16 protein-coding genes and 1 tRNA gene are annotated in these 20,336 nt (G+C 66.4%); 6 read left to right on the forward strand and 11 right to left on the reverse strand.

What is annotated here, in order from left to right; genetic code table 11:
- Positions 1 to 10: 10 nt before the first annotated feature.
- Positions 11 to 742: a carboxylesterase gene (locus IY716_RS03435; RefSeq protein ID WP_218220195.1), complete on the reverse strand. Its 732-nt coding sequence runs from the start codon at positions 740 to 742 to the stop codon at positions 11 to 13.
- Positions 743 to 805: 63 nt separating this feature from the next.
- Between IY716_RS03435 and IY716_RS03440 the strand changes: the two genes are divergently transcribed.
- Entirely contained in the window at positions 806 to 1,564 is a 759-nt protein-coding gene (locus IY716_RS03440) for a lysophospholipid acyltransferase family protein (RefSeq protein WP_369699578.1), read from the forward strand.
- 83 nt (positions 1,565 to 1,647) lie between these two features.
- On the opposite strand, the gene IY716_RS03445 is transcribed toward IY716_RS03440, so the two are convergent.
- Positions 1,648 to 1,731, reverse strand: a tRNA-Leu gene (locus tag IY716_RS03445).
- A gap of 180 nt (positions 1,732 to 1,911) precedes the next feature.
- On the opposite strand from IY716_RS03445, the gene IY716_RS03450 reads away from it, so the two are divergent.
- Entirely contained in the window at positions 1,912 to 6,150 is a 4,239-nt protein-coding gene (locus IY716_RS03450) for a DUF3418 domain-containing protein (RefSeq protein ID WP_218220197.1), read from the forward strand.
- A 33-nt stretch (positions 6,151 to 6,183) separates the two neighbouring features.
- Here IY716_RS03450 and IY716_RS03455 read toward each other — a convergent pair whose 3' ends face one another.
- The gene (locus IY716_RS03455; RefSeq protein WP_218220198.1) at positions 6,184 to 6,618 is read right to left on the reverse strand and encodes an HIT family protein; all 435 of its coding nucleotides are present in this window, start codon (positions 6,616 to 6,618) and stop codon (positions 6,184 to 6,186) included.
- A gap of 39 nt (positions 6,619 to 6,657) precedes the next feature.
- Here IY716_RS03455 and IY716_RS03460 point away from each other — a divergent pair, with 39 nt between their 5' ends.
- Positions 6,658 to 7,083, forward strand: coding sequence for a Fur family transcriptional regulator (locus IY716_RS03460; RefSeq protein WP_218220199.1), 426 nt, complete (start codon positions 6,658 to 6,660; stop codon positions 7,081 to 7,083).
- A gap of 54 nt (positions 7,084 to 7,137) precedes the next feature.
- Here IY716_RS03460 and IY716_RS03465 read toward each other — a convergent pair whose 3' ends face one another.
- From IY716_RS03465 to IY716_RS03490, 6 genes are all read right to left on the reverse strand, one after another.
- Positions 7,138 to 8,007 carry a metal ABC transporter permease gene (locus tag IY716_RS03465; protein WP_218220200.1) on the reverse strand — a complete coding sequence of 290 codons (870 nt, stop codon included), beginning with the start codon at positions 8,005 to 8,007 and terminating at the stop codon, positions 7,138 to 7,140.
- On the reverse strand, positions 8,004 to 8,852 hold the full coding sequence (locus tag IY716_RS03470) for a metal ABC transporter ATP-binding protein (protein WP_218220201.1): 849 nt from the start codon (positions 8,850 to 8,852) through the stop codon (positions 8,004 to 8,006). Before IY716_RS03470 ends, IY716_RS03465 begins: the two co-directional genes overlap by 4 nt.
- A 28-nt stretch (positions 8,853 to 8,880) precedes the next feature.
- Positions 8,881 to 9,900 carry a metal ABC transporter solute-binding protein, Zn/Mn family gene (locus tag IY716_RS03475; protein WP_218220202.1) on the reverse strand — a complete coding sequence of 340 codons (1,020 nt, stop codon included), beginning with the start codon at positions 9,898 to 9,900 and terminating at the stop codon, positions 8,881 to 8,883.
- A gap of 108 nt (positions 9,901 to 10,008) precedes the next feature.
- Entirely contained in the window at positions 10,009 to 11,088 is a 1,080-nt protein-coding gene (locus tag IY716_RS03480) for a hemolysin family protein (protein ID WP_218220203.1), read from the reverse strand.
- On the reverse strand, positions 11,085 to 12,485 hold the full coding sequence (locus IY716_RS03485) for a hemolysin family protein (protein WP_218220204.1): 1,401 nt from the start codon (positions 12,483 to 12,485) through the stop codon (positions 11,085 to 11,087). The genes IY716_RS03480 and IY716_RS03485 overlap by 4 nt, the downstream gene beginning before the upstream one ends.
- A 147-nt stretch (positions 12,486 to 12,632) precedes the next feature.
- Positions 12,633 to 14,093: a GuaB1 family IMP dehydrogenase-related protein gene (locus IY716_RS03490; protein ID WP_218220205.1), complete on the reverse strand. Its 1,461-nt coding sequence runs from the start codon at positions 14,091 to 14,093 to the stop codon at positions 12,633 to 12,635.
- Positions 14,094 to 14,301: 208 nt separating this feature from the next.
- Between IY716_RS03490 and IY716_RS03495 the strand changes: the two genes are divergently transcribed.
- Genes IY716_RS03495 through IY716_RS13975 form a run of 3 tightly spaced genes read left to right on the forward strand, consistent with a single transcriptional unit; the run spans position 14,302 to position 19,046 of the window.
- A complete protein-coding gene (locus tag IY716_RS03495) occupies positions 14,302 to 18,282 on the forward strand; it encodes a multifunctional oxoglutarate decarboxylase/oxoglutarate dehydrogenase thiamine pyrophosphate-binding subunit/dihydrolipoyllysine-residue succinyltransferase subunit (RefSeq protein ID WP_369699579.1) in 3,981 nt (1,326 codons plus the stop codon).
- 4 nt (positions 18,283 to 18,286) lie between these two features.
- Positions 18,287 to 18,940, forward strand: coding sequence for a GDSL-type esterase/lipase family protein (locus IY716_RS03500; RefSeq protein ID WP_218220207.1), 654 nt, complete (start codon positions 18,287 to 18,289; stop codon positions 18,938 to 18,940).
- A gap of 31 nt (positions 18,941 to 18,971) precedes the next feature.
- Positions 18,972 to 19,046, forward strand: a complete 75-nt coding sequence (locus tag IY716_RS13975) for a 50S ribosomal protein bL37 (RefSeq protein WP_369699669.1) — start codon at positions 18,972 to 18,974, stop codon at positions 19,044 to 19,046.
- A 170-nt stretch (positions 19,047 to 19,216) separates the two neighbouring features.
- Here the strand turns inward: IY716_RS13975 and rsrA are convergent, their stop codons facing one another.
- Both rsrA and IY716_RS03510 read right to left on the reverse strand, forming a co-directional pair.
- Positions 19,217 to 19,558: a mycothiol system anti-sigma-R factor gene (rsrA, locus tag IY716_RS03505; protein ID WP_218220208.1), complete on the reverse strand. Its 342-nt coding sequence runs from the start codon at positions 19,556 to 19,558 to the stop codon at positions 19,217 to 19,219.
- Positions 19,555 to 20,202: a sigma-70 family RNA polymerase sigma factor gene (locus tag IY716_RS03510; protein ID WP_218220209.1), complete on the reverse strand. Its 648-nt coding sequence runs from the start codon at positions 20,200 to 20,202 to the stop codon at positions 19,555 to 19,557. Before IY716_RS03510 ends, rsrA begins: the two co-directional genes overlap by 4 nt.
- Between the last annotated feature and the right edge of the window lie 134 nt (positions 20,203 to 20,336).

Consider the following 20,336-nt stretch of genomic DNA (forward strand, 5'->3'; position numbering starts at 1 on the left):
GGCCATCCTCTCAGAGGGCTCGCGGACGCGGTGCCGGCGAGCGCAGGAAGTCACGCAGGTGGCGCTGGATGGTCTCCGCCTCATAGTCCAGCGTCGCCACGTGGCGACTGCGCGGCAGGTCCACCACCTGCAGCTGATCCTCACCCAGAGCCTTGATGAGTGTATCGGCGGAGGAAGGTGGCAGGACATCATCGGTGCCCGAACGGAACAGCATCACGGGGGTCGCACGACGTCTCAGCTCGGGGAGCTCGCGGCGGACCTGGGCGAAGAGTCGATCCAGCTGAACGACGGCGCGCAGCGGTGTCTGCGCGTAGGCCTCCTCGATCACCCCGGGCTTGGCGATGTCTCCGGCGATGCTCGCCACGGTCGGGCGCAGACGCCCCAGCGCCCATGCAGCGGGCCCGGTCAGCGGAGCCAGCCGGAGTCCCGGGTTGATCACGCCGACGGCCTCGACCCGACGATGGGCCGCGACATGCAGGGCGAGCGAACCACCCATGGACAGTCCGACCGTGGCGACGCCGACGCACCGCGCAGCGAGTCGGTCGTAGCTAGCCAGCGCTGCCCGCATGATCTGGTGGCGACTCGTACTGTTCAGCTCCTGCCACCGCGTGCCGTGACCAGGCAGGAGCGGCAGGTCCACGGTGAAACCGGCCTCGCGCAGGGACTCGGCGACCGGCTCCATGGAGGCTGGGGTGGAGGTGAATCCATGAAAGACGGCGATTCCCATGGCGGAGGTGTGCATGGGGTCACTGTATTGCCTCTACAGTGGTCTCGAAGCTCAGCCGCCGGAAAGGACCCCTGCCCAGTGTCGTTCTACAGCGTCGCCAAGAACATCGTCGTGGGACCGGTGGTCAACACGGCCTTTCGCCCCTGGGTGCGCGGGCTGCACAATATCCCCAGTGAGGGGCCCGCGATTCTGGCCTCGAATCACCTCTCCTTCTCCGACTCCGTGTTCATACCGGTCAAGGTCCCGCGTCAGGTGCATTTCATGGCGAAGGACGACTACTGGGGACGGCAGGGGGCCTCGGGGTGGGTGATGAAGAAGTTCTTCGACCTCTCCGGGCAGATCCCGATGGACCGCTCCGGAGGGAAGGCCAGCCAGAACTCGCTGAACGCGGGAGAACTTCTGCTGCGCGACGGCGGCGTGCTCGGTCTCTACCCGGAGGGTACGCGCAGTCCCGACGGGCGGCTGTATCGCGGCAAGCTCGGCATTGCCCGCCTTGCGCTGAACACCCAGGCGCCGGTGATCCCGATCGCGCTGATCGGCACCGACAAGGTCCAGCCGATCGGGAAGAACATCCCCCGGCTGGGGCGCGTAGGGATGATCGTGGGCGAGCCGATGACCTTCGACTCCTACTACGGCAATGCCGAGGACCGCTTCGCCCAGCGCGCCGTCACCGACGAGATCATGTACCGGATCATGCGGCTCTCGGGGCAGGAGTACGTGGACGTCTACGCCGCCGACGTCAAGCGCCAGCTGGAGGCGGAGAAGGCCGCGGCCAAGGCGGCGCGCCGGGTGCACCGCCACCACGGCCAGACCCCCGAGGGGCCGGTCGCAGAGTAGCCGGAAGCCGGCTGGGCCCCGGCCCACGCAGAAAGAGCCCCGAAGCGATGACGATCGCTTCGGGGCTCTTTCTGTTCGATATGTGCGCGAGGGGGGACTTGAACCCCCACGCCCGTGAAGGCACTGGCACCTGAAGCCAGCGCGTCTACCTATTCCGCCACTCGCGCATACCTGCTGGTCAGGCCTTGCAGACCCGACCGTCTGTCGGCGATTTCTCCCCGGCAGCGAGAAACATATTACCCATAGTGACAGCTGTATGCCTAATCGCTGCGGGTACCGGCACCACCGATCTGGCCTGAGCGGACGAGACCACCGGAACAGTCGGGGAACCCTAGTATTGGAGGGATATGTCTGAAGCCACCACAGCCCGCCGTGATCAGTTCTCCGCCGAGGATCTCGGCTACCCCGCCCAGCTCCCGGTCACCGGCGAGCGCGAGCGCATCCTGCGCGCGTTGGCGGATCATCAGGTCATCGTCGTCGCCGGTGAGACCGGTTCGGGCAAGACCACCCAGCTGCCCAAGATGGCGCTGGAGCTGGGACTGCACAGAGACGGGATGATCGGCCACACCCAGCCTCGTCGACTGGCGGCCCGGACCGTGGCCGAACGCCTGGCCGAGGAGCTGGGCACCTCGGTGGGCAGGGACATCGGCTACCAGGTCCGCTTCAACTCTGAGGTCTCCGGGGCGACCGCCGTCAAGCTGATGACCGACGGCATCCTGCTCGCCGAGATTCAGCGTGACCCCCAGCTGAGCCGATACTCGGCCATCATCATCGACGAGGCCCACGAGCGCAGCCTCAATATCGACGTCATCCTGGGCTACCTGCGCCGGGTGCTGCCCACGCGGCCCGATCTCAAGGTGATCGTCACCTCGGCGACCATCGACCCTGAACGGTTCGCCCGTCATTTCAGCCCCGACCCGGAGAACTGGACGCGCGAGTCCTCCGAGGTGCCGATCATCGAGGTCTCCGGGCGCACCTACCCCGTGGAGATCCGCTACCGGCCGATCAATCCCGAGGCGGAGCTCGAAGACTTCGACGAGTCCGAACATTTCGGCGAGGACGAGGACGGCAGTGCCCGGCAGACAGCCTCGGCTCGCCCCGACTCGGCCGGCAGCACCAGGGCGCCCTCCCCCACCAGCGCCGAGGATGAGGGCCGTGATCTGCTCGACGCCGTCAGCGACGCGGTGCTGGAGCTGGCCCGCGAGCCCGAGGGCGACATTTTGATCTTCTTCCCCGGCGAGCGCGAGATCCGCGATGCCGCGGAGGCCCTGGCGGAGACCGTCTCGCGTGAGCGAAGGCTCAACAACGCAGAGATCCTCCCGCTCTTCGGACGCCTCTCGATGGCCGAGCAGAAGCGGGTCTTCTCCCCCGGCGGACGACGACGCATCGTGCTCGCCACCAACGTGGCGGAGACCTCGCTGACGGTGCCCGGCATCAAGTACGTGATCGACACCGGGACAGCACGCATCTCCCGGTATTCCACTCGCACGAAGGTCCAGCGCCTGCCTATCGAGGCGATCTCCCAGGCCAGCGCGAACCAGCGCTCCGGGCGTTCAGGGCGCACCAGCGACGGAATCGCCATCCGGCTGTACTCGCAGGCGGACTTCGAGTCGCGCCCCGAGTTCACCGACCCGGAGATCCTGCGCACCTCGCTGGCATCGGTCCTGCTGCAGATGTCCTCGATGGGCATCACGCGGACGCCCGAGGACCTGCTGGACTTCCCCTTCGTGCAGAAGCCCGACGCCAAGGCGGTCAACGACGCCGTCCGGCTGCTCACCGAGCTCGGCGCGCTCGAGACTGGCCGAGAGTCGGGGACTCGAGGCGAGGGCAGAGACTCCCGGGCGAAGGGCTCGCGCGGCAGCGGCTCGGTGACACCTGTGGGGCGCATGCTCGCCCAGCTGCCGGTGGATCCTCGGATGGCCCGGATGATGGTCGAGGCCGCACGGCGGGACTGTCTGCCCGAAGTCACCGTGCTGGTCGCGGGGCTGACCATTCAGGATCCCCGCGAGCGCCCCGCCGAGAAGCGAGCCCAGGCCGATGAGCTGCACGCCCGATTCAAGGACGAGAACTCCGACTTCTCGGCGCTGCTGAACCTCTGGCGCTACCTCCAGGAGAAACAGACCGATCTCTCCGGCAATCAGTTCCGCAAGCTCTGTCACCGCGAACACCTGAACTACTTGCGTGTGCGCGAATGGCAGGACCTGGTCGGTCAGCTCGGGGAGATCGCCGAACAGGTGGAATTCCGCTCGCAGGGTCCCGGTCGCCGAGGGTCCTCCGGGAGTCGCCCCTCCAAAGGTCGGCGCGGGCGCAAGATGCCCAGCGTCGACCCTGCACAGAAGCACGACCAGATCCATCAGTCGCTGCTGGCGGGGCTGCTCAGCCATGTGGGTCTGTACAACCCTCGCACCCGTGACTATCAGGGTGCCCGCGGCACCCGGTTTGCGGTGTTCCCCGGCTCCCACCTGTTCAAGAAGAACCATGACTGGGTCATGGCGAGCGAACTGGTGGAGACCTCGCGGCTGTGGGCACGCACTGTGGCGAAGATCGATCCCGCCTGGGTCGAGGAGCTGGCCCCGCATCTGGTCAAGACCAGCCACTCCGAGCCGCGCTGGTCCGCCCGGAAGGGCGCCGTGGTCGCCACGGAGAAGATCACCCTCTTCGGGGTTCCCGTGGTCGCGGACCGGCAGGTGCTCTATTCCAAGGTGGACCCGGAGTACAGCCGCGAGCTGTTCATCCAGCGTGCGCTCGTGGACGGAGACTGGTCCACGCGCCACCATTTCGACAAGCGCAACCGGGAACGCTTCGCGGAGCTCGAAGAGCTCGAGAACCGCACCCGACGCAAGGACCTTCGCGCCTCCGATGAGGAGCTCTTCGCCTTCTTCGATGCCCGACTGCCCGCCGACATCGTCTCTCAGCGCCACTTCGACTCCTGGTGGAAGACCCAGCGTCATGAGACTCCCGAGCTGCTTGACCTCACCGATGCGGCTCTGATGGCCGAAGCGGCCGAGGAGCTGGACATCGAGTCCTTCCCCGAGCACTTCGACCATGACGGGCTCCAGCTCGAGCTCCAATACGAGTTCAACCCCACCCGCTACACCGCCGAGAGCGGAGCCGCCGCCACGGCCACTGCCGACGGCGTGACGGTGCGGGTCCCGGTGCTGTTCCTGAACCAGCTGGAACCGGCACGCTTCGACTGGCTGATCCCTGGTCTGCGCACCGAGCTGGTCACGGCGCTGATCCGCGGCATGCCCAAGCCACAGCGCAAACACTTCGTCCCGGCGCCCGACGTCGCGGCACGTGCCAGGGCTCAGCTGGAGGCGGAATTCACCCCCGGGGTGGATTCGCTGACCGAATCCTTGGCCACGGTGCTGCGCAGACTCAGAGGGCACGTGGTCGATCCCGCGGTCTTTGACACCAGCGCACTGCCGGAGCACCTGCGGTTCACCTTCGCCGTGGTCAGTGATCGTGGGCGCGTGTTGGACACCGGATTCGATCTGCGCGAGCTGCAGATCCGCTTCTCCGGAGAGAACCGGGAGGCCATCGGTCGCAGTCTCTCGACGGGCGAGGACGCACAGGCAGTCGTTCCCAGCTCGGCGCCGCAGCGCGGGTCCCGCAGCTCCAGCACGGCGACCCCGGCCACAGGCTCAGGACAGCGCGCCGGGACGTCGCCGCACAAGTCCGCGGACGCCTCCCCAGCGGGGAAGCAGAGTCAGACCAGCTGGACCTTCGGGGAGGTCTCCCGGGAGATCACCACCGAGGTCGCCGGTCGCCAGATCACCGGCTACCCGGCGCTGGCTCCCGACGCCGACGGAAAGCAGAAGGCGTCGTCCGGGGTCTCCTACACGATCCAAGACTCCGCCCAGGCGCAGCGCCGAGTGCACCGGGCCGGCGTCGTCGCGCTGCTGCGCGAGGTCCTCCCCTCGCCGCAGCGCTATGTGCTGGACAACCTGAGCAACCGGGAACGTCTGGCCTTCAGCCAATCACCCCACGGCACGGTGGAGTCCCTGGTCGAGGACGCGACGACGGCGGCCCTGGACCATCTGGTGCCGGCAGAGCTGCCGTTCAGCGAGGCCGCCTTCCAGCAGCTCGCTCGCGCCGCCCGAGCGGAGCTGATCGAGACCGTGCTCCGGCTCACCGACGTCCTCGCGCAGGTGCTGGGTCGGTCCACGGAACTCACCGCCAGGCTCTCGCGCATCCGCTCGGATGCGCTGCGGGCACCGCGCAGCGACATGTCCACCCAGCTCCAGCAGCTGGTCTACCCGGGGTTCGTCACCGCCACGGGACAGGCTCAGCTGCAGCACATGCCGCGCTACCTCCAGGCGATCGGGCTGCGGCTGGACCGCCTCGAGGCAGGTCAGGGACTCAGCCGCGATGCCACGGACATGGCAGCGGTGCAGGAGCTGGAGGACGAGTACGACGCCGCGCTGGAAGCGGTGCCCGCACAGCTTCCCGTCCCTGATGAGCTGCTAGCCGTGAAGTGGATGCTCGAAGAGTTCCGCGTCAACCTCTTCGCCCAGCAGCTGGGGACGGCTCAGACCGTGTCAGCCAAGCGGATTCGGCGCGCGCTCAAGCAGGCGCGCCAGTAGGGCGAAGGGGAACGCGTTCCCGAGCGGCTGCGTTCAGTCCGCTTCGGCGGGGACGTGCTCGGCGTCGCCCATCAGACGCAGCGCCACGCGCAGCTTCTCGGCCGACTCGTCCATCTTGGCGGCGTCCGGATCGTCATCAGCCTGGGCAAAGCTGTGGTCGGACATGGAGTTCGAGGGCCACACGTGGATATGCAGGTGTGGCACCTCGAAGCCAGCGATGCTGAGTCCTGCGCGCTCGGATCCGAAGGCCTCGACCTGCGCCTTGCCGATGCGGTGGGCCACGTGCATCAGATGGGTCATCAGCTGACCATCGGCCTCGGTCCATTTGTCGACTTCCTGGCGGGGCACCACCAGCGTATGCCCGTAGGCCAGCGGGGCGATCGAGAGGAACCCGACACAGGTCTCGTCCTGCCAGACGAAGCGTCCAGGAATCTCACCGGCGATGACCTTGCTGAAGACTGTGCTCATGGGTTCCACTCTAGTCCTGACTGCTAGTCTGGAGCGAGCATGAATCAGATCTCAACCACCCCTCCGGCGCGCGGTCGCTCTACGCGTCAGAAGCGCGCCGTCTGGGCGGCGCTGCATTCACTCGAGGACTTCGTGAGCGCTCAAGAGCTGCACAAGATCCTCGATGACCGTGGTGAGAAGGTCTCTCTGGCCACGGTCTACCGGGTGCTGCAGTCGCACCAGGAAGAGGGGCTCGTCGATGTGCTGCGACCGGACGAAGGCGAGGCCATCTACAGGCTCTGTGAGCGCGAGGAGCACCACCATCATCTGGTGTGTCGCTCCTGCGGTCTGACCGTGGAGTTCGAGGCACCGGACATCGAAGACTGGGCGGCCAAGCTTGCGGCTCAGCACAACTTCTCCGAAGTCAGGCACACGTTGGAGATCTTCGGCCTCTGTGCCTCCTGCGCGGCGCTTCCCCGCCGTTGACTCAGCCGGGGAAGCACCCCGCCGGGTCAGCCGCTGGCCGCACTGGCCGGTGCGTCAGCTCGCCAGCGCGGCGGAGGCTCGCCGGTGCCGGATCCTGCCGCCGCGTCCGATCAGGACGCACACCACGTAGATCAAGAACGAGATCGTGGTGATATAGGGGCTGATCGGCACGGTGCCGGTGATCGCGAGCATGATGCCGCCCACCGAGGAGACCAGCGCGAACGCCATGGACAGCAGCACTGCGAGGTGCGGACGTACGGTGACCTTCAACGCGGCCGCTGCGGGGACCACCAGCAGCGCCAGCACCAGCAGCGCGCCCACCACCTGGACCGACATGGCCACCGCCACGCCGAGCAGCACCATGAAGACCATGGAGAGCAGGTTCACCCGGACTCCGCGAGCACGTGCCAGCTGCGGATCCACCGAGGCGAACATCAACGGGCGCCAGATCAGCAGCAGCACGATGCTGATGAGCACGGCCCCGGTGACAAGGGTCTGCGTCTGGATGTCGTCGACTCCGACGATCTGCCCGGTGAGCAGACCGAACTTGTTGGCGCTGCGTCCCCGGTAGAGCGAGAGGAAGAGGATCCCAAGTCCCAGGCCGAAGGGCATCAGCACTCCGGTCACGGCGCTGGTGTCGCGGTCCTTGAGGCTGAGCACGCCGATCAGCATGGCTGCGGCGACGGCCCCCACAGCGGATCCGGCCACTACATCCACCCCGATCAGCAGCGCCAGCGCGGCCCCGGCGAAGGAGATCTCCGCGATGCCGTGCACGACCAGGGCCGTGCGACGCAGCATGATGAACACGCCGATGAGTCCACCCATGAGGCCTAGCACCCCGGCGGTGATCACAGAGTTCTGCACGAGAGAGAAGAGCTCCCAGTACCCTTCGGTGCTGAACGAGCCGGTCAGAGTCTCCATCATGGAAGCGACAGCTCCTCGGGGTGGTAGTGGCAGCCCTCGTCGTGGGCGGACATGACCACCAAGCGGCCTTTGTGCTCGATGACGTCGACCGATGAGCCATAGAGCTCGGAGAGCACCTCCGAGCGCATGACATCCTCGGTGGTGCCGATGCGGTATTGGCCGCGGGCGAAGTAGAGCACACGATCCACGTGCTCGATCACCGGATTGATCTCGTGGGTCACAAAGACCACGGCGGAGCCCCGGTCCACCGCTTGGCGTCGGATCAGCTCGGTGACTGCCTGCTGGTGATGCAGGTCGAGAGAGTGAAGGGGCTCGTCGCAGAGCAGCACGTCAGGGTTGGAGGCCAGAGCCTGCGCGGTGCGCAGCCGCTGCTGTTCGCCTCCGGAGAGCAGACCCACCGGCATATCCGCGTAGGCAGAGGCGCCGACAGCTTGGAGCAGCTCATCCACCCGTCGGCGCAGCTTGCGAGGGTGCAGCCGCATGCCGAATCGATGTCCGTCCAGACCCAGCGCCACCATGTCGCGGGCGCGCAGCGGCGTCTCCTCGGGCATGGTCTGCTGCTGCGGGATGTAACCGACGCGGCTGCTGCCCCGCCGCACGGGCTCTCCGGTGATCTCCACCGACCCAGCGCTGAGCCGGGTCAGACCCAGCAGCACCTTGAGGAACGTGGATTTGCCCGCGCCATTGGGGCCCAGCACCGCGAGGAACTCGCCGGGCACCAGCTCGAGGTCCAGGCCCTCCCAGAGCATGCGCCCGTTGAAGCCCACACTGGCGTCGTCGAGCTTCACCACCGGCTCCGCTGCGGGGCTGCGGGTTGCCGATGGCGTCGCGGGGCTCGTGCTCATGCTCGTGCTCGTGCTGGTGGGGTGCGGATCACCCACGCGCATCCTCCACCACGGTCTCCACGGCGGAGATGTTGCTCTCCATCCATTCCACGTAGGAGTCATGCTCTTCAGGGATCGTCTCGTTGAACTCGAGCACTGCCACCCCAGCGTCTTCTGCCGCCTCGCGGATCTGTGTAGACTGATTGGTCTCCGTCTGCGGGTTATAGGAGAGCAGATCGATCTGCTGGTCCGCCGCGGCGGTGAGCGCCTCCTGGTAGAGCCGGGGGGCGACGTCGTCGCCATGTTCCACCGCTGCGAGGAACTGCTCGTCGGTGCTGTCTTCGAGGCCGGCGTCGGTCAGCAGGAACTGGGAGACGGCCTCGGTGGATAAGAAGCTCATCGGCTCAGCCTCGATGGCGCGGTTGCGCTCATCCAGCGCGTCGATCTCTGCGGCGAGGGCATCGGCGTTGTCCTGGTAGAGCTCGGCGTCATCCGGGGCGAGCTCCCCCATGTGGGCACTGAAGTCCTGAACGAAGTCGCTCATCGCGGCGAGGTCGTACCAGAGGTGTTCATTGACGAATCCCTCGGCGTGATCGTGCCCCGCATGCGGGTCCTCCTCGCCTTCATGCCCTTCATGTTCCTCCTCGCCCTCGTGATCCGCGTCTTCCTCGGCGTGGACGTGCTCGTTCTCACCCTCGATGATCTGGTAGACGGCGTCTTCCTTGCCGGAGGTCGCGGCAAGGCGTGTGAGGAAGGGGTCATATCCGCCGCCATTGGCGACGATCACGTCCGCGCGATCCACGCTGAGTCGGTCCTGCGGCGTGGCCTCATAGGAATGGGGGTCTGCGGCGGTGTCATCGACGAGGGCGCTGACCTCCGCAGTATCGCCCAGAATCCGGCTGGCGAGGTCGGCGTAGACATCGGTGGAGGTCACCACGGTGAGCGTCTCCCCGGAGCCTCCCTCGGCGCCGCTGGAGTCCGAGGCTTCGGAGGACCCGGCGCAGGCGCTGAGCAGCATCGTGGACGCGGCGAGGATCGCCACGGAGGAGGACAGGCGGGAGGCAGGCATGAGACGCACTTTCTGACGGAGACCGCGAACGGTTCGGGCAACTGAGGAAAGCGTACGTCCAGTCTTTGTTGAGAACAAATCTCAACTAGACCCTCAGTGCCTCGTTCCTCAGTGCCCCTCCTCGGAGACCGTGTGCCGGCGCCGGGAATCCCAGGACTGCGTGGCGTCGTGGATCTCCCCCACCAGCACCTCCAACACGTCTTCGAGGAAGAGGATCCCCCGCGTGACCCCCGCCTCGTCGATCACCCGGGCGAGGTGAGATCCGGTGCGCTGCATCTGTGCCAGGCACTGCTCGATCTCATCACCGGTGCTCATATTGCCCAACGAACGCACCACGGTGACGGGAATCGGATCCTTGGACTGGGTCGCTGGAAGGCTCATCACGTCCTTCAGGTGCACGTATCCGGTGTAGAGGCCATCCTCCTGCGCCGTCACGAAGCGGGAGAATCCGGTGCGTCCCACCGCCTTCTCCACCTTCCGGGGCGTCACGTCCGTGGGGACGGTCACCACCTCCTGCACGGGGACCATCACCTCGCCGGCGGTGTAGTCACTGAACTCCATGGCACCGGCGATGATCCCGGCGTCATCGCGCACCGTGCCGCCGCGTTTGGACTCGGCAACGATGGACTCCATCTCCTCCAGCGTGAAGGTCGAGACCACTTCGTCCCGCGGCGTCACCCGGAAGGCGCGCAGCACCAGGTTCGCCGCCAGGTTGAGCAGCCAGATCAGCGGCATCAGCGCCCGGTAGAGGAAGACCATGGGCGGGGCGAGCAGCAGCACGGCGCGGTCCGCCACCGAGACGGCGAAGTTCTTCGGCACCATCTCGCCGATGGTCACATGCAGGAAGGAGACCAGAGCCAGCGCGATGATGAAGGCGATCACGCTCGCGACGCCGTAGCTCAGCCCCACCGAGGTCAGCGGGTCGGTGAGCAGGTGATGGATGGCAGGTTCGGAGACCATCAGGATCAGCAGCGAACACACGGTGATCCCCAGCTGCGCGATCGCCAGCATCTGGGAGACATGCTCCATCGCGTAGATGGCGGTCTTGGCTCGGGACGACCCAGCCTCGGCCCGCGGCTCGATCTGGCTTCTGCGGGCACTCATCACGGCGAACTCGCCGGCCACGAAGAAGGCGTTGCCTGCCAGCAGCACCACGAGCCACACGATTCCCAGCAGATCGGCGTTCATCGTCGCTCACCTCGCTCCCGGGCGTGGCGGTCATGATCCGCACGCTCCTCGGCGAGCTTCTCGGCACGTGCCGCCGCGTGCTCGAGGGCAGCCTGGCGGGCCTCGGGATCAGGGGTGAAGCGCAGCCGGTCGATCCGGCGGCCGTCGATGTCGACGACGGCGAGCCTGCCGCCGTCGACCTCCACCTCGTCGCCGAGCCCGGCCACCCGACCCAGGGTGAGCAGCACGAAGCCTGCGACGGTCTCGTAGGCAGGATGCTCGGGCACGTGGAGCTCAAGAATCTGTGCGTTGATCTCGTCCGGGCGCAGCAGTCCCGGGAAGAACCAGTCCCCCGAGGCGCTCTGCAGCACTCCGGGAGCGATCCGGTCGTGTTCATCGGCCACTTCGCCGACGATCTCCTCGATCAGGTCCTCCAGCGTGACGACTCCCGAGGTTCCGCCGTATTCGTCCTCCACAATGGCCACCTGCAGCGAGGCCTCGCGCAGCACGGGCAGCAGCGCGTCGAGGTGGATGGTCTCCGGGACCCGGGTGATATCGGACATGACGGTGGCCGCGACCAGACCGTCGCGCTTCTCGCGCGGAACGGCCACGGCCTTCTTCACGTGGGTCACGCCGCGGACGTCGTCCACGGAGTCCCCCAGGACCGGGAAGCGAGAGAAGCCGGTGCGCCGAGCCAGATCGATCAGCGCCTCCAGCGAGGATGCGGCCTCGATGCTGGCCATCCGCGGCCGCGGGGTCATCACATCGGCGGCGGTCTGATCCGAGAAGCGCAGGGTGCGGTCGAGGAAGGTCGCGGTGCCCTCCTCGAGGGTGCCCAGCATCGCTGAACGCCGCACCATGGAGGAAAGCTCTTCCGGGGTGCGTGCGCCGGAGAGCTCTTCCTTGACCTCGAGGCCGAACCGGTGCAGGACCTTGTTGGAGAAGCCGTTGAGCACGATGATCAGCGGCTTGAAAAGGGCGGTGAAGAACAGCTGCGGTCTCGCCAGCGTGCGGGCCACAGGGTAGGCCTCGGCGATGGCGAGGTTCTTCGGGACCAGCTCGCCGAGGAGCATCGTGACGATGGTGGCTATGATCAGCGCAAGGGTGAGCGAGACTGCGGACAGGGCCGCGCCGGAGACCCCGAGGCCCTGCAGCGGCACGGTGAGCAGCACGCCCAGCGCCGGTTCGGCGACATAGCCGGTGAGCAGAGTGGTCAGTGTGATGCCCAGCTGACACGAGGAGAGCTGGGTGGAGAGCGACTTCAAGCACCGCATCACCGCCGGTGCCCGCTTGTCTCCGCGGTCGATGGCCTGCTGGACGGTGGACTGGTCCAGGGCGACCAGCGAGAACTCGACGGCGACGAAGAAGCCGGTGCCGAGGATCAGCAGGAAGCCGACGCCGAGAAGCAGCAGTTCCACTTAGGGCTGCCACCTCCGGTCGGCGGCGGAGGTCCCCGGGTCAGGGGCGCCGCAGACGGCGGTGCCCCGGGTGGCGCTCATGCGGGGGCAGATGCGGCGGAAGCGAGGTTGTCGGTACTCCATGAGGACTCAGATCTTACCGGGTTCTCACCAGGATGCCGTCAGCGGTTTGCCCTCTTCATAGCCGGCGGCCGACTGAACTCCGGCCACGGCGCGCTGCCGGAACTCGTGCAGGGATTCCGCCCCGGCGTAGGTCATCGCCGAGCGCACTCCGGCGGTGATGGAGTCCAGCAGGTCCTCCACTCCCGGCTTGGCCGGGTCCACGTACATCTGCGAGCTGGAGATCCCCTCTTCGAAGATGGCCTTGCGGGCGCGGGAGAAGGCACTCTCGGTGGCGGTGCGGTTCTGCACGGCCCGTGAGGAGGCCATGCCGAAGCTCTCCTTATAGCGGCGACCGTCCACCCCGGTGAGCATGTCCCCGGGAGATTCGTAGGTGCCGGCGAACCAGGAGCCGACCATGACCTGCGAGGCGCCGGCCGCCAGCGCCAGGGCGATGTCACGGGGGTAGCGGACACCCCCGTCGGCCCAGACGTGCTTGCCCAGCTCGCGCGCCGCGGCGGCACACTCCAGCACTGCGGAGAACTGCGGTCGTCCCACGGCGGTCATCATGCGGGTGGTGCACATCGCTCCCGGGCCCACGCCGACCTTGACGATGTCCGCGCCCCCTTCGATGAGGTCGCGGACGCCGTCGGCGGTGACCACGTTGCCGGCGACCACCGTCACCTTGCGCCCACTGGCGTCCACGGTCTCGCGGACCGCACGCAGGGCCTCGAACATCTTCTCCTGGTGCCCGTGGGCAGTGTCCACGACCAGCACATCGACCCCGGCACCGAGCAGCGAGTCCGTCTTCGCGGCGACATCACCATTGATGCCGACGGCGGCCGCCACCTTCAATCGCGACTGCTCATCCAGGTTCGAGCGGTACAGCGTGGAGCGCAGCGCACCCTTAGGGGTGAGCACACCTGCCAGCACGCCGTCGGAGGTGGTCACCGGGGCGTAGCCGGCGCCCGCGGCATCCATTGCAGCGAAGGCCTGCTCCAGGCCGCCCTCGCCGAGCACCTCGTCGGCGGTGAAACGCAGCGGGGGCATCCGCATCACCGAGGCGACGGAGGAGAAGCGGTCCACGCCGAGACCGTCGCTGGCGGTCACCACTCCGGCCAGCCGCAGGTCCTCGTCGACCACGCAGACGGCGTCGTGGTTGCGCTTGTCCAGCAGGTGCAGGACATCGAGCATGGTGTCCGTGGGCTGGACCTTCAGGGCGGTCTCGAGCACCGGGTGGCAGGACTTGACCCAGTCGGTGACCTCCCGGATGACCTCCAGCGGGACGTCCTGGGGCAGCACCCCGAGCCCGCCGCGGCGGGCCATCGTCTCGACCATGCGACGACCGGTGACAGCTGTCATGTTCGCGGCCACCACCGGGATGGTCGAGCCGGTCGAGTCCTCCGCCGAGAGGTCCACGCTCATCCGTGACTGGGTCTGCGAGCGGGAAGGGACGAGGAACACGTCCGAATAGGTCAGGTCGGTGACGGGTTCGTTCAGAAATTTCACGGAGATCCGTGCCCTTCTTGATGCTGGATGTCAGGTGTTGGGGAAGCGCGCGGAACGATCATGTCTCCGGCAGAAGCGACCCCTGACACGATACCGTGGCCGGTGGCGGCACGGTGCACAAAGTCACTATGCTTGGACGAGGTGAAGATTCGAGAGCACGATGCGGTGCCGAATAACTACACAACACAATGGAAGAGGCGTATCCACAGTGCCAGAGCTAACGTCCAGCCGTCTTGCCGAGGAGTTCCCGGGAAACGAATGGTTGGTCGCCGACATATACGACAAGTTCAAGGACGATCCCGAGTCGGTGGATCGCAAATGGGCTGAGATATTCCGCCAGCTCGAAGGCGAGGGGGATTCTTCATCGGCTGGCTCCAAGACCTCCTCCGGCTCTGACGATTCCGGCTCCTCGGACTCGGGCTCCGCTGCCTCGGAATCCCAGCAGTCCACGTCGACGCCCTCGAAGTCCGAACCCGCGAAGTCCACCCCGTCGTCCGACAATGGCGCGACCAGCTCAGGTGAGAAGAACGGGTCTGCGTCTCGCGCCTCCGCGGACTCCACCCCGAACGCGGGCAACCAGCGCGAGTCCCGGGCGGAATCGACTCCCGCCACGGCCAAGCCCGCCGAGCCGGAGAGCGCGCAGAAGCCCAGTGCCGAGAAGACCACCTCCTCCACGCAGAACAAGCCGGTTGCCCCTCGCAAGCCGACGACGAAGAAGTCCGAAGGCTCCTCCAACACGCCGATCCCCTCGGAGCCCTCCTCCGCCAAGGCCGAGTCCGAGCAGTCCGAGAAAGAGGACAAGGTCACCCCGCTGAAGGGGATCTCCAAGGCCATCGCCGCCAATATGGACGCCTCGCTGACCGTCCCGACCGCCACCACAGTGCGCGCCGTGCCGGCGAAGCTGCTCATCGACAACCGCACCGTGATCAACAATCACCTCAAACGGACCCGTGGCGGCAAGGTCTCCTACACCCACCTGATCGGCTATGCGCTGCTCAAGGCGCTGCGCGCCCACCCGTCGATGAACGTCACCTATGACGTGAAGGACAACAAGCCGGTGGCGATCCAGCCGGCGCACGTGAACTTCGGCCTGGCCATCGACATGCCGCGTCCTGACGGAACCCGCGCACTGGTGGTCCCGAACATGAAGGCCGCCGAGGAGATGAGCTTCACCGACTTCTGGGGCGCCTACGACGACGTCGTCAAGCGGGCCCGGGACAACAAGCTCACCCCCGCGGACTATGCCGGCACCACCGTCTCACTGACCAACCCCGGCGGCATCGGCACCGTGCACTCGGTGCCGCGCCTGTCCAAGGGCCAGGCCGTCATCGTCGGCGTCGGCGCGCTGGAATACCCCGCCGAGTTCCAGGGCGCCTCGGAGAAGACGCTGAACAGCCTCGCGGTCTCCAAGGTCATCACTCTGACCTCGACCTATGACCACCGCGTGATCCAGGGCGCCGGCTCGGGCGAGTTCCTCAAGACCATCCACGAGTACCTGCTCGGCAAGGACGGCTTCTACGAGGAGATCTTCGAGGCGCTGCGCATCCCCTACGAGCCGATCCACTGGTCCGCCGATATCCAGGTCAATCCTGAGGACCAGATCAACAAGGTCGCGCGCATCCAGCAGCTGATCCACTCCTACCGGGTGCGCGGTCACCTGATGGCCTCTGTGGACCCGCTGGAATACCAGATGCGCAGCCACCCGGACCTCGACATCGAGTCGCACGGCCTGACCCTCTGGGACCTGGACCGCGAATGGCCCACCGGAGGGTTCGGCGGCAGCTCGATGCTTCCGCTGCGCAACATCCTCGGCGTGCTGCGCGACACCTACTGCCGCAGCACCGGCGTCGAATACATGCACATCCAGTCCCCCGAGGAACGCCAATGGTTCCAGGACGAGATCGAGCACCCCTACGAGAAGCCCACGCGTGACGAACAGTTCCGGATCCTGGGCCGGCTCAACGCGGCCGAAGCCTTCGAGACCTTCCTGCAGACCAAGTTCGTGGGCCAGAAGCGCTTCTCCCTCGAGGGCGGCGAGTCGCTGATCCCGTTGCTCGACACGATCCTCTCCGAGGCCGCCGATGAGGGACTGGACGAGGTCGCCATCGGCATGGCCCACCGCGGCCGCATCAACGTGCTGACCAACATCGCCGGCAAGACCCACGCTCAGGTCTTCCGCGAGTTCGAGGGGCGCGAGGCCGGGTCGGTGACCGGTTCCGGCGACGTGAAGTATCACCTCGGCACCCGCGGGTCCTTCACCTCGGACCGGGGCAACTCCACCAGCGTCTACCTGGCGGCGAACCCCTCCCACCTCGAAGCGGTGAACCCCGTGCTCGAGGGCATCGTCCGGGCCATGCAGGACCGGATCAATCAGGGCGCGGACGCCCTGAACTCGTTCTCCGTGATGCCGCTGCTGGTGCACGGCGATGCAGCATTCGCCGGACAGGGCGTGGTCGCAGAGACGCTGAACATGTCGCAGCTGCGCGGCTACCGCACCGGCGGCACGGTGCACGTGGTGGTCAACAACCAGGTCGGCTTCACGACAGCACCCTCGGCGGCGCGGTCGATGACCTACTCCACCGATATGGCCAAGGCCATCCAGGCGCCGGTCTTCCACGTCAACGCCGATGACCCGGAGTCGGTGGCCCGCGTGGCTCAGCTGTCCTTCCGCTACCGTCAGCGGTTCAACAAGGACGTCGTGATCGACCTGGTCTGCTACCGCCGGCGCGGGCACAACGAGGGCGACGACCCGTCGATGACTCAGCCAAAGATGTACAACCTGGTCGAGGCCAAGCGCACCACGCGCCGGCTCTACACCGAGGCTCTGGTCGGACGCGGAGACATCACCCAGGAAGAGGCCGATCAGGCGCTGCGGGACTTCCGCCAGCGGCTGGAGCGAGTCTTCACCGAGACCCACGCCGCCCAGACCCAACCGATCTCCACAGCGAACACCTCGGACTCCGAGACCAGGGGAATGGCCCCGATGGCTTCCCAGGAGGAGACCAGCACACCAGACCGCGAGGCCACGGACACTGCCATCAGCGAGGATTCGCTGGCACACATCGGCGAGGTCCACACCAACATCCCGGAGAGCTTCACGCCGCATCCGAAGCTGAAGTCCCTGCTGGAGAAGCGCGCAAAGATGGCGCGCGAGGGCGGCATCGACTGGGGCTTCGCCGAGATCGCGGCCTTCGGCTCGCTGCTCATGGAAGGCACCGAGGTTCGACTGGCCGGCCAGGACTCGCGCCGCGGCACCTTTGTGCAGCGTCATGCGGTGTTCCATGATCGGGTCAACGGTGATGAGTGGTACCCGCTGAAGAACCTGACCGAGGATCAGGCCAGGTTCTTCATCTACGACTCGCTGCTCTCCGAGTACGGGGCGCTGGGCTTCGAATACGGCTATTCCGTGGAGAATCCCCATGCGCTGGTCCTCTGGGAGGCCCAGTTCGGCGACTTCGTCAATGGTGCGCAGATCATCATCGATGAGTTCATCGCCACGGCCGAGCAGAAGTGGGGGCAGAAGTCCTCCGTGGTGATGCTGCTGCCGCACGGCTATGAGGGACAGGGCCCGGATCACTCCTCAGGGCGTCCCGAGCGCTTCCTGCAGCTCTGCGCCGAGGACAACATGACCGTGGTGCTGCCCTCCTCGGGAGCGAACTACTTCCACCTTCTGCGCCGCCAGGCGGTGGCGCGACCGCGCCGCCCGCTCATCGTCTTCTCGCCGAAGCAGCTGCTGCGGCTCAAGGCAGCGGCCAACTCGGTGGAGGACTTCACCACCGGCACCTTCCAGGAGGTCATCGGCGATCACGAGGTGGACGCCTCCAAGGTCAAGCGTGTGCTGATCGTCTCGGGCCGGCTCTACTATGACCTCGTCGCCACCCGGGCGAAGCATAAGGATGAGACCACCGCGATCGTGCGGCTCGAGCAGCTCTACCCGATGCCGGTGGAGGAGCTGCAGGCGGAGCTGGATCGCTTCACCTCAGCCGAGGAGTTCGTCTACGCACAGGACGAGCCGATCAACCAGGGACCCTGGCCGTTCCTGGGGCTGAACCTGCAGCCACGTCTCACGCAGGACCTCAAGCTGGTCTCCCGCGCAGAGTCGGCCGCCACCTCCGTGGGGCAGGCCAAGCGGCATGCCAAGGAGCTGGAGGGCCTGCTCAGCAAGGCTTTCCCGCACCTGGACCTGTGACCTGATGGAAGAGACCACTCAAGATCTTCGTTCCTCCGTGATCGGCCCGCGCCGTCATCTGCGGATCGTCGCCCTCGGCGATGAGCTGCTGACCGGGATCGGTGACCCCCGAGCGCTGGGGTGGATCGGCCGAGTCATCTCCAAGACCCCGATCGAAGGCATCGCGCTGGAGCACTATGTCCTCGCGATGCCCGGGGAGGGCACCGAGGCACTCTCGGAGCGCTGGCAGCAGGAGACGCTGGCTCGCTTCGAGGCGAGCGCCCCCGAGCCGCCGGAACGCCATCTGGTGGTCGCGCTGAACGACAAGGACCTCCACAGCGCGACCTCCTCGGCGCGGTCGCGGCTGAACCTGGCCAATATCCTGGACCGCGCGTCCCAGGAGGGCATTCGGTGCCTGGTGATCGGTCCGGTGCCCACTCTGGACAGCGAGCGGAACCAACGGATCTCGGAGCTGAACGCCGCCTACAGGGACGTGGCCTCCCGCCGTTCTCATGTCTACGTGGACGCGTACACGCCCCTGGTCAGCCATGAGCAGTGGCGCAGCGATCTGGCCGCCAATGGCGGACTTCCAGGACAGGCAGGGTACGGGCTGATGGCCTGGCTTGTTCTTCATCGCGGCTGGTATCAGTGGTTAGGGCTCCAAGAGCCGGTGGCTTAGAATGAGCTTCAGCCGACGAAAGGAGTTCATCATGAGCAAGCGTGGACGTAAGCGCAGCGCACGTCGCAAGAAGAACGCGAACCACGGCAAGCGCCCCAACTCCTGATCTCAGGAGGACCGAGGCCTTGTCGCAGTCGCCGCGACAGCGCACAAGCAAAGAACCCCCTGCAGAGATTCTCTGCAGGGGGTTCTTTCATGTTCTGCGGTTCTTCTACGGATCATCTGCCGCTCCCCGGCGGACCGGGCCACGAGCCAGGACGGCGCCCGCTCAACAGGTCAGCGGTATTCCTCGTCCTGACCGTGTCCTGCCTCGACACGGATCTGGCTGATCCGTTCCAGGATGGTCACCTTCAGCGTCTCGGGGGCGCGCTCTGCGCAGGAGCGCCGCACGACCGTCCGGATGATGCATTCCAGGTCATAGTCTTTGGCGCACTCGGGGCAGGCCTGAAGGTGCGCCTCCACCTCGCCGATGTCTTCGCGGCTGAGCGCGCCGTCGGCGTACTCATAGATGCGCTCCATCCGGACCTGAGTCTCGGTGCAGTCGCCGTCCTTGCAGTTCTCATCGAGCCACTTGCCGGGGCTCACGCCTGCGGCGGAGCTGAGATCGGGATCATTCATTTCTTGGCCTCCTGCTTCTTGAAGCCACGTTCACGGGCATAGTCGTGCAACAGTTCGCGCAGCAGCTTTCTGCCCCGGTGAAGTCGTGACATCACGGTGCCGATGGGGATGTTCAGGATCTCGGCGATCTCCTTATAGGCAAAGCCTTCAACATCGGAGAAGTACACCGCCAGACGGAACTCCTCGGGTATCTGCTGCAACGCATCCTTCACGTCTGAATCGGGAAGATGATCGAGAGCCTCCGCCTCGGCAGAGCGGAGTCCGGAGGAGGTGTGCTCAGCTGCCTGAGCCATCTGCCAATCCTCCACAGTGTCCGTGTTGGCCTGCAGGGGCTGGCGCTGCTTCTTGCGATAGATGTTGATGTAGGTGTTCGTGAGGATCCGGTACAGCCAGGCTTTGAGATTCGTCCCGGGCTTGTACTGGTGAAACGCCGAGTACGCCTTGGTATAGGCCTCTTGGACGAGGTCTTCGGCGTCCTGCGGATTTCGTGTCATCCGCATGGCAGCGGAGTAGAGCTGATCCACGTACTGCAGAGCCTCGCTCTCGAAACGTACGCGACGCTGCTGTTCGGTCTCTTCGGCGACGACGACGCTGCTCGAGTCGGTGCTCTTCGAGTCAGGGGCGGTGGCTGCAGGCTTTTCCATCACCGCTGAGTCTACTCGCAGAGCGACCACTGGGCGTTGCCGGACCTCGCCAGTGGCGCTGGTGCGGCGTGGAGTCAGTGTCGTCGGCGTCATACCCAGGACAACGACGACGCCGGGCTTCGCATTCCTGGCTC

The organism is Nesterenkonia sp. Act20, from assembly GCF_019173455.1.
Taxonomy (GTDB): domain Bacteria; phylum Actinomycetota; class Actinomycetes; order Actinomycetales; family Micrococcaceae; genus Nesterenkonia.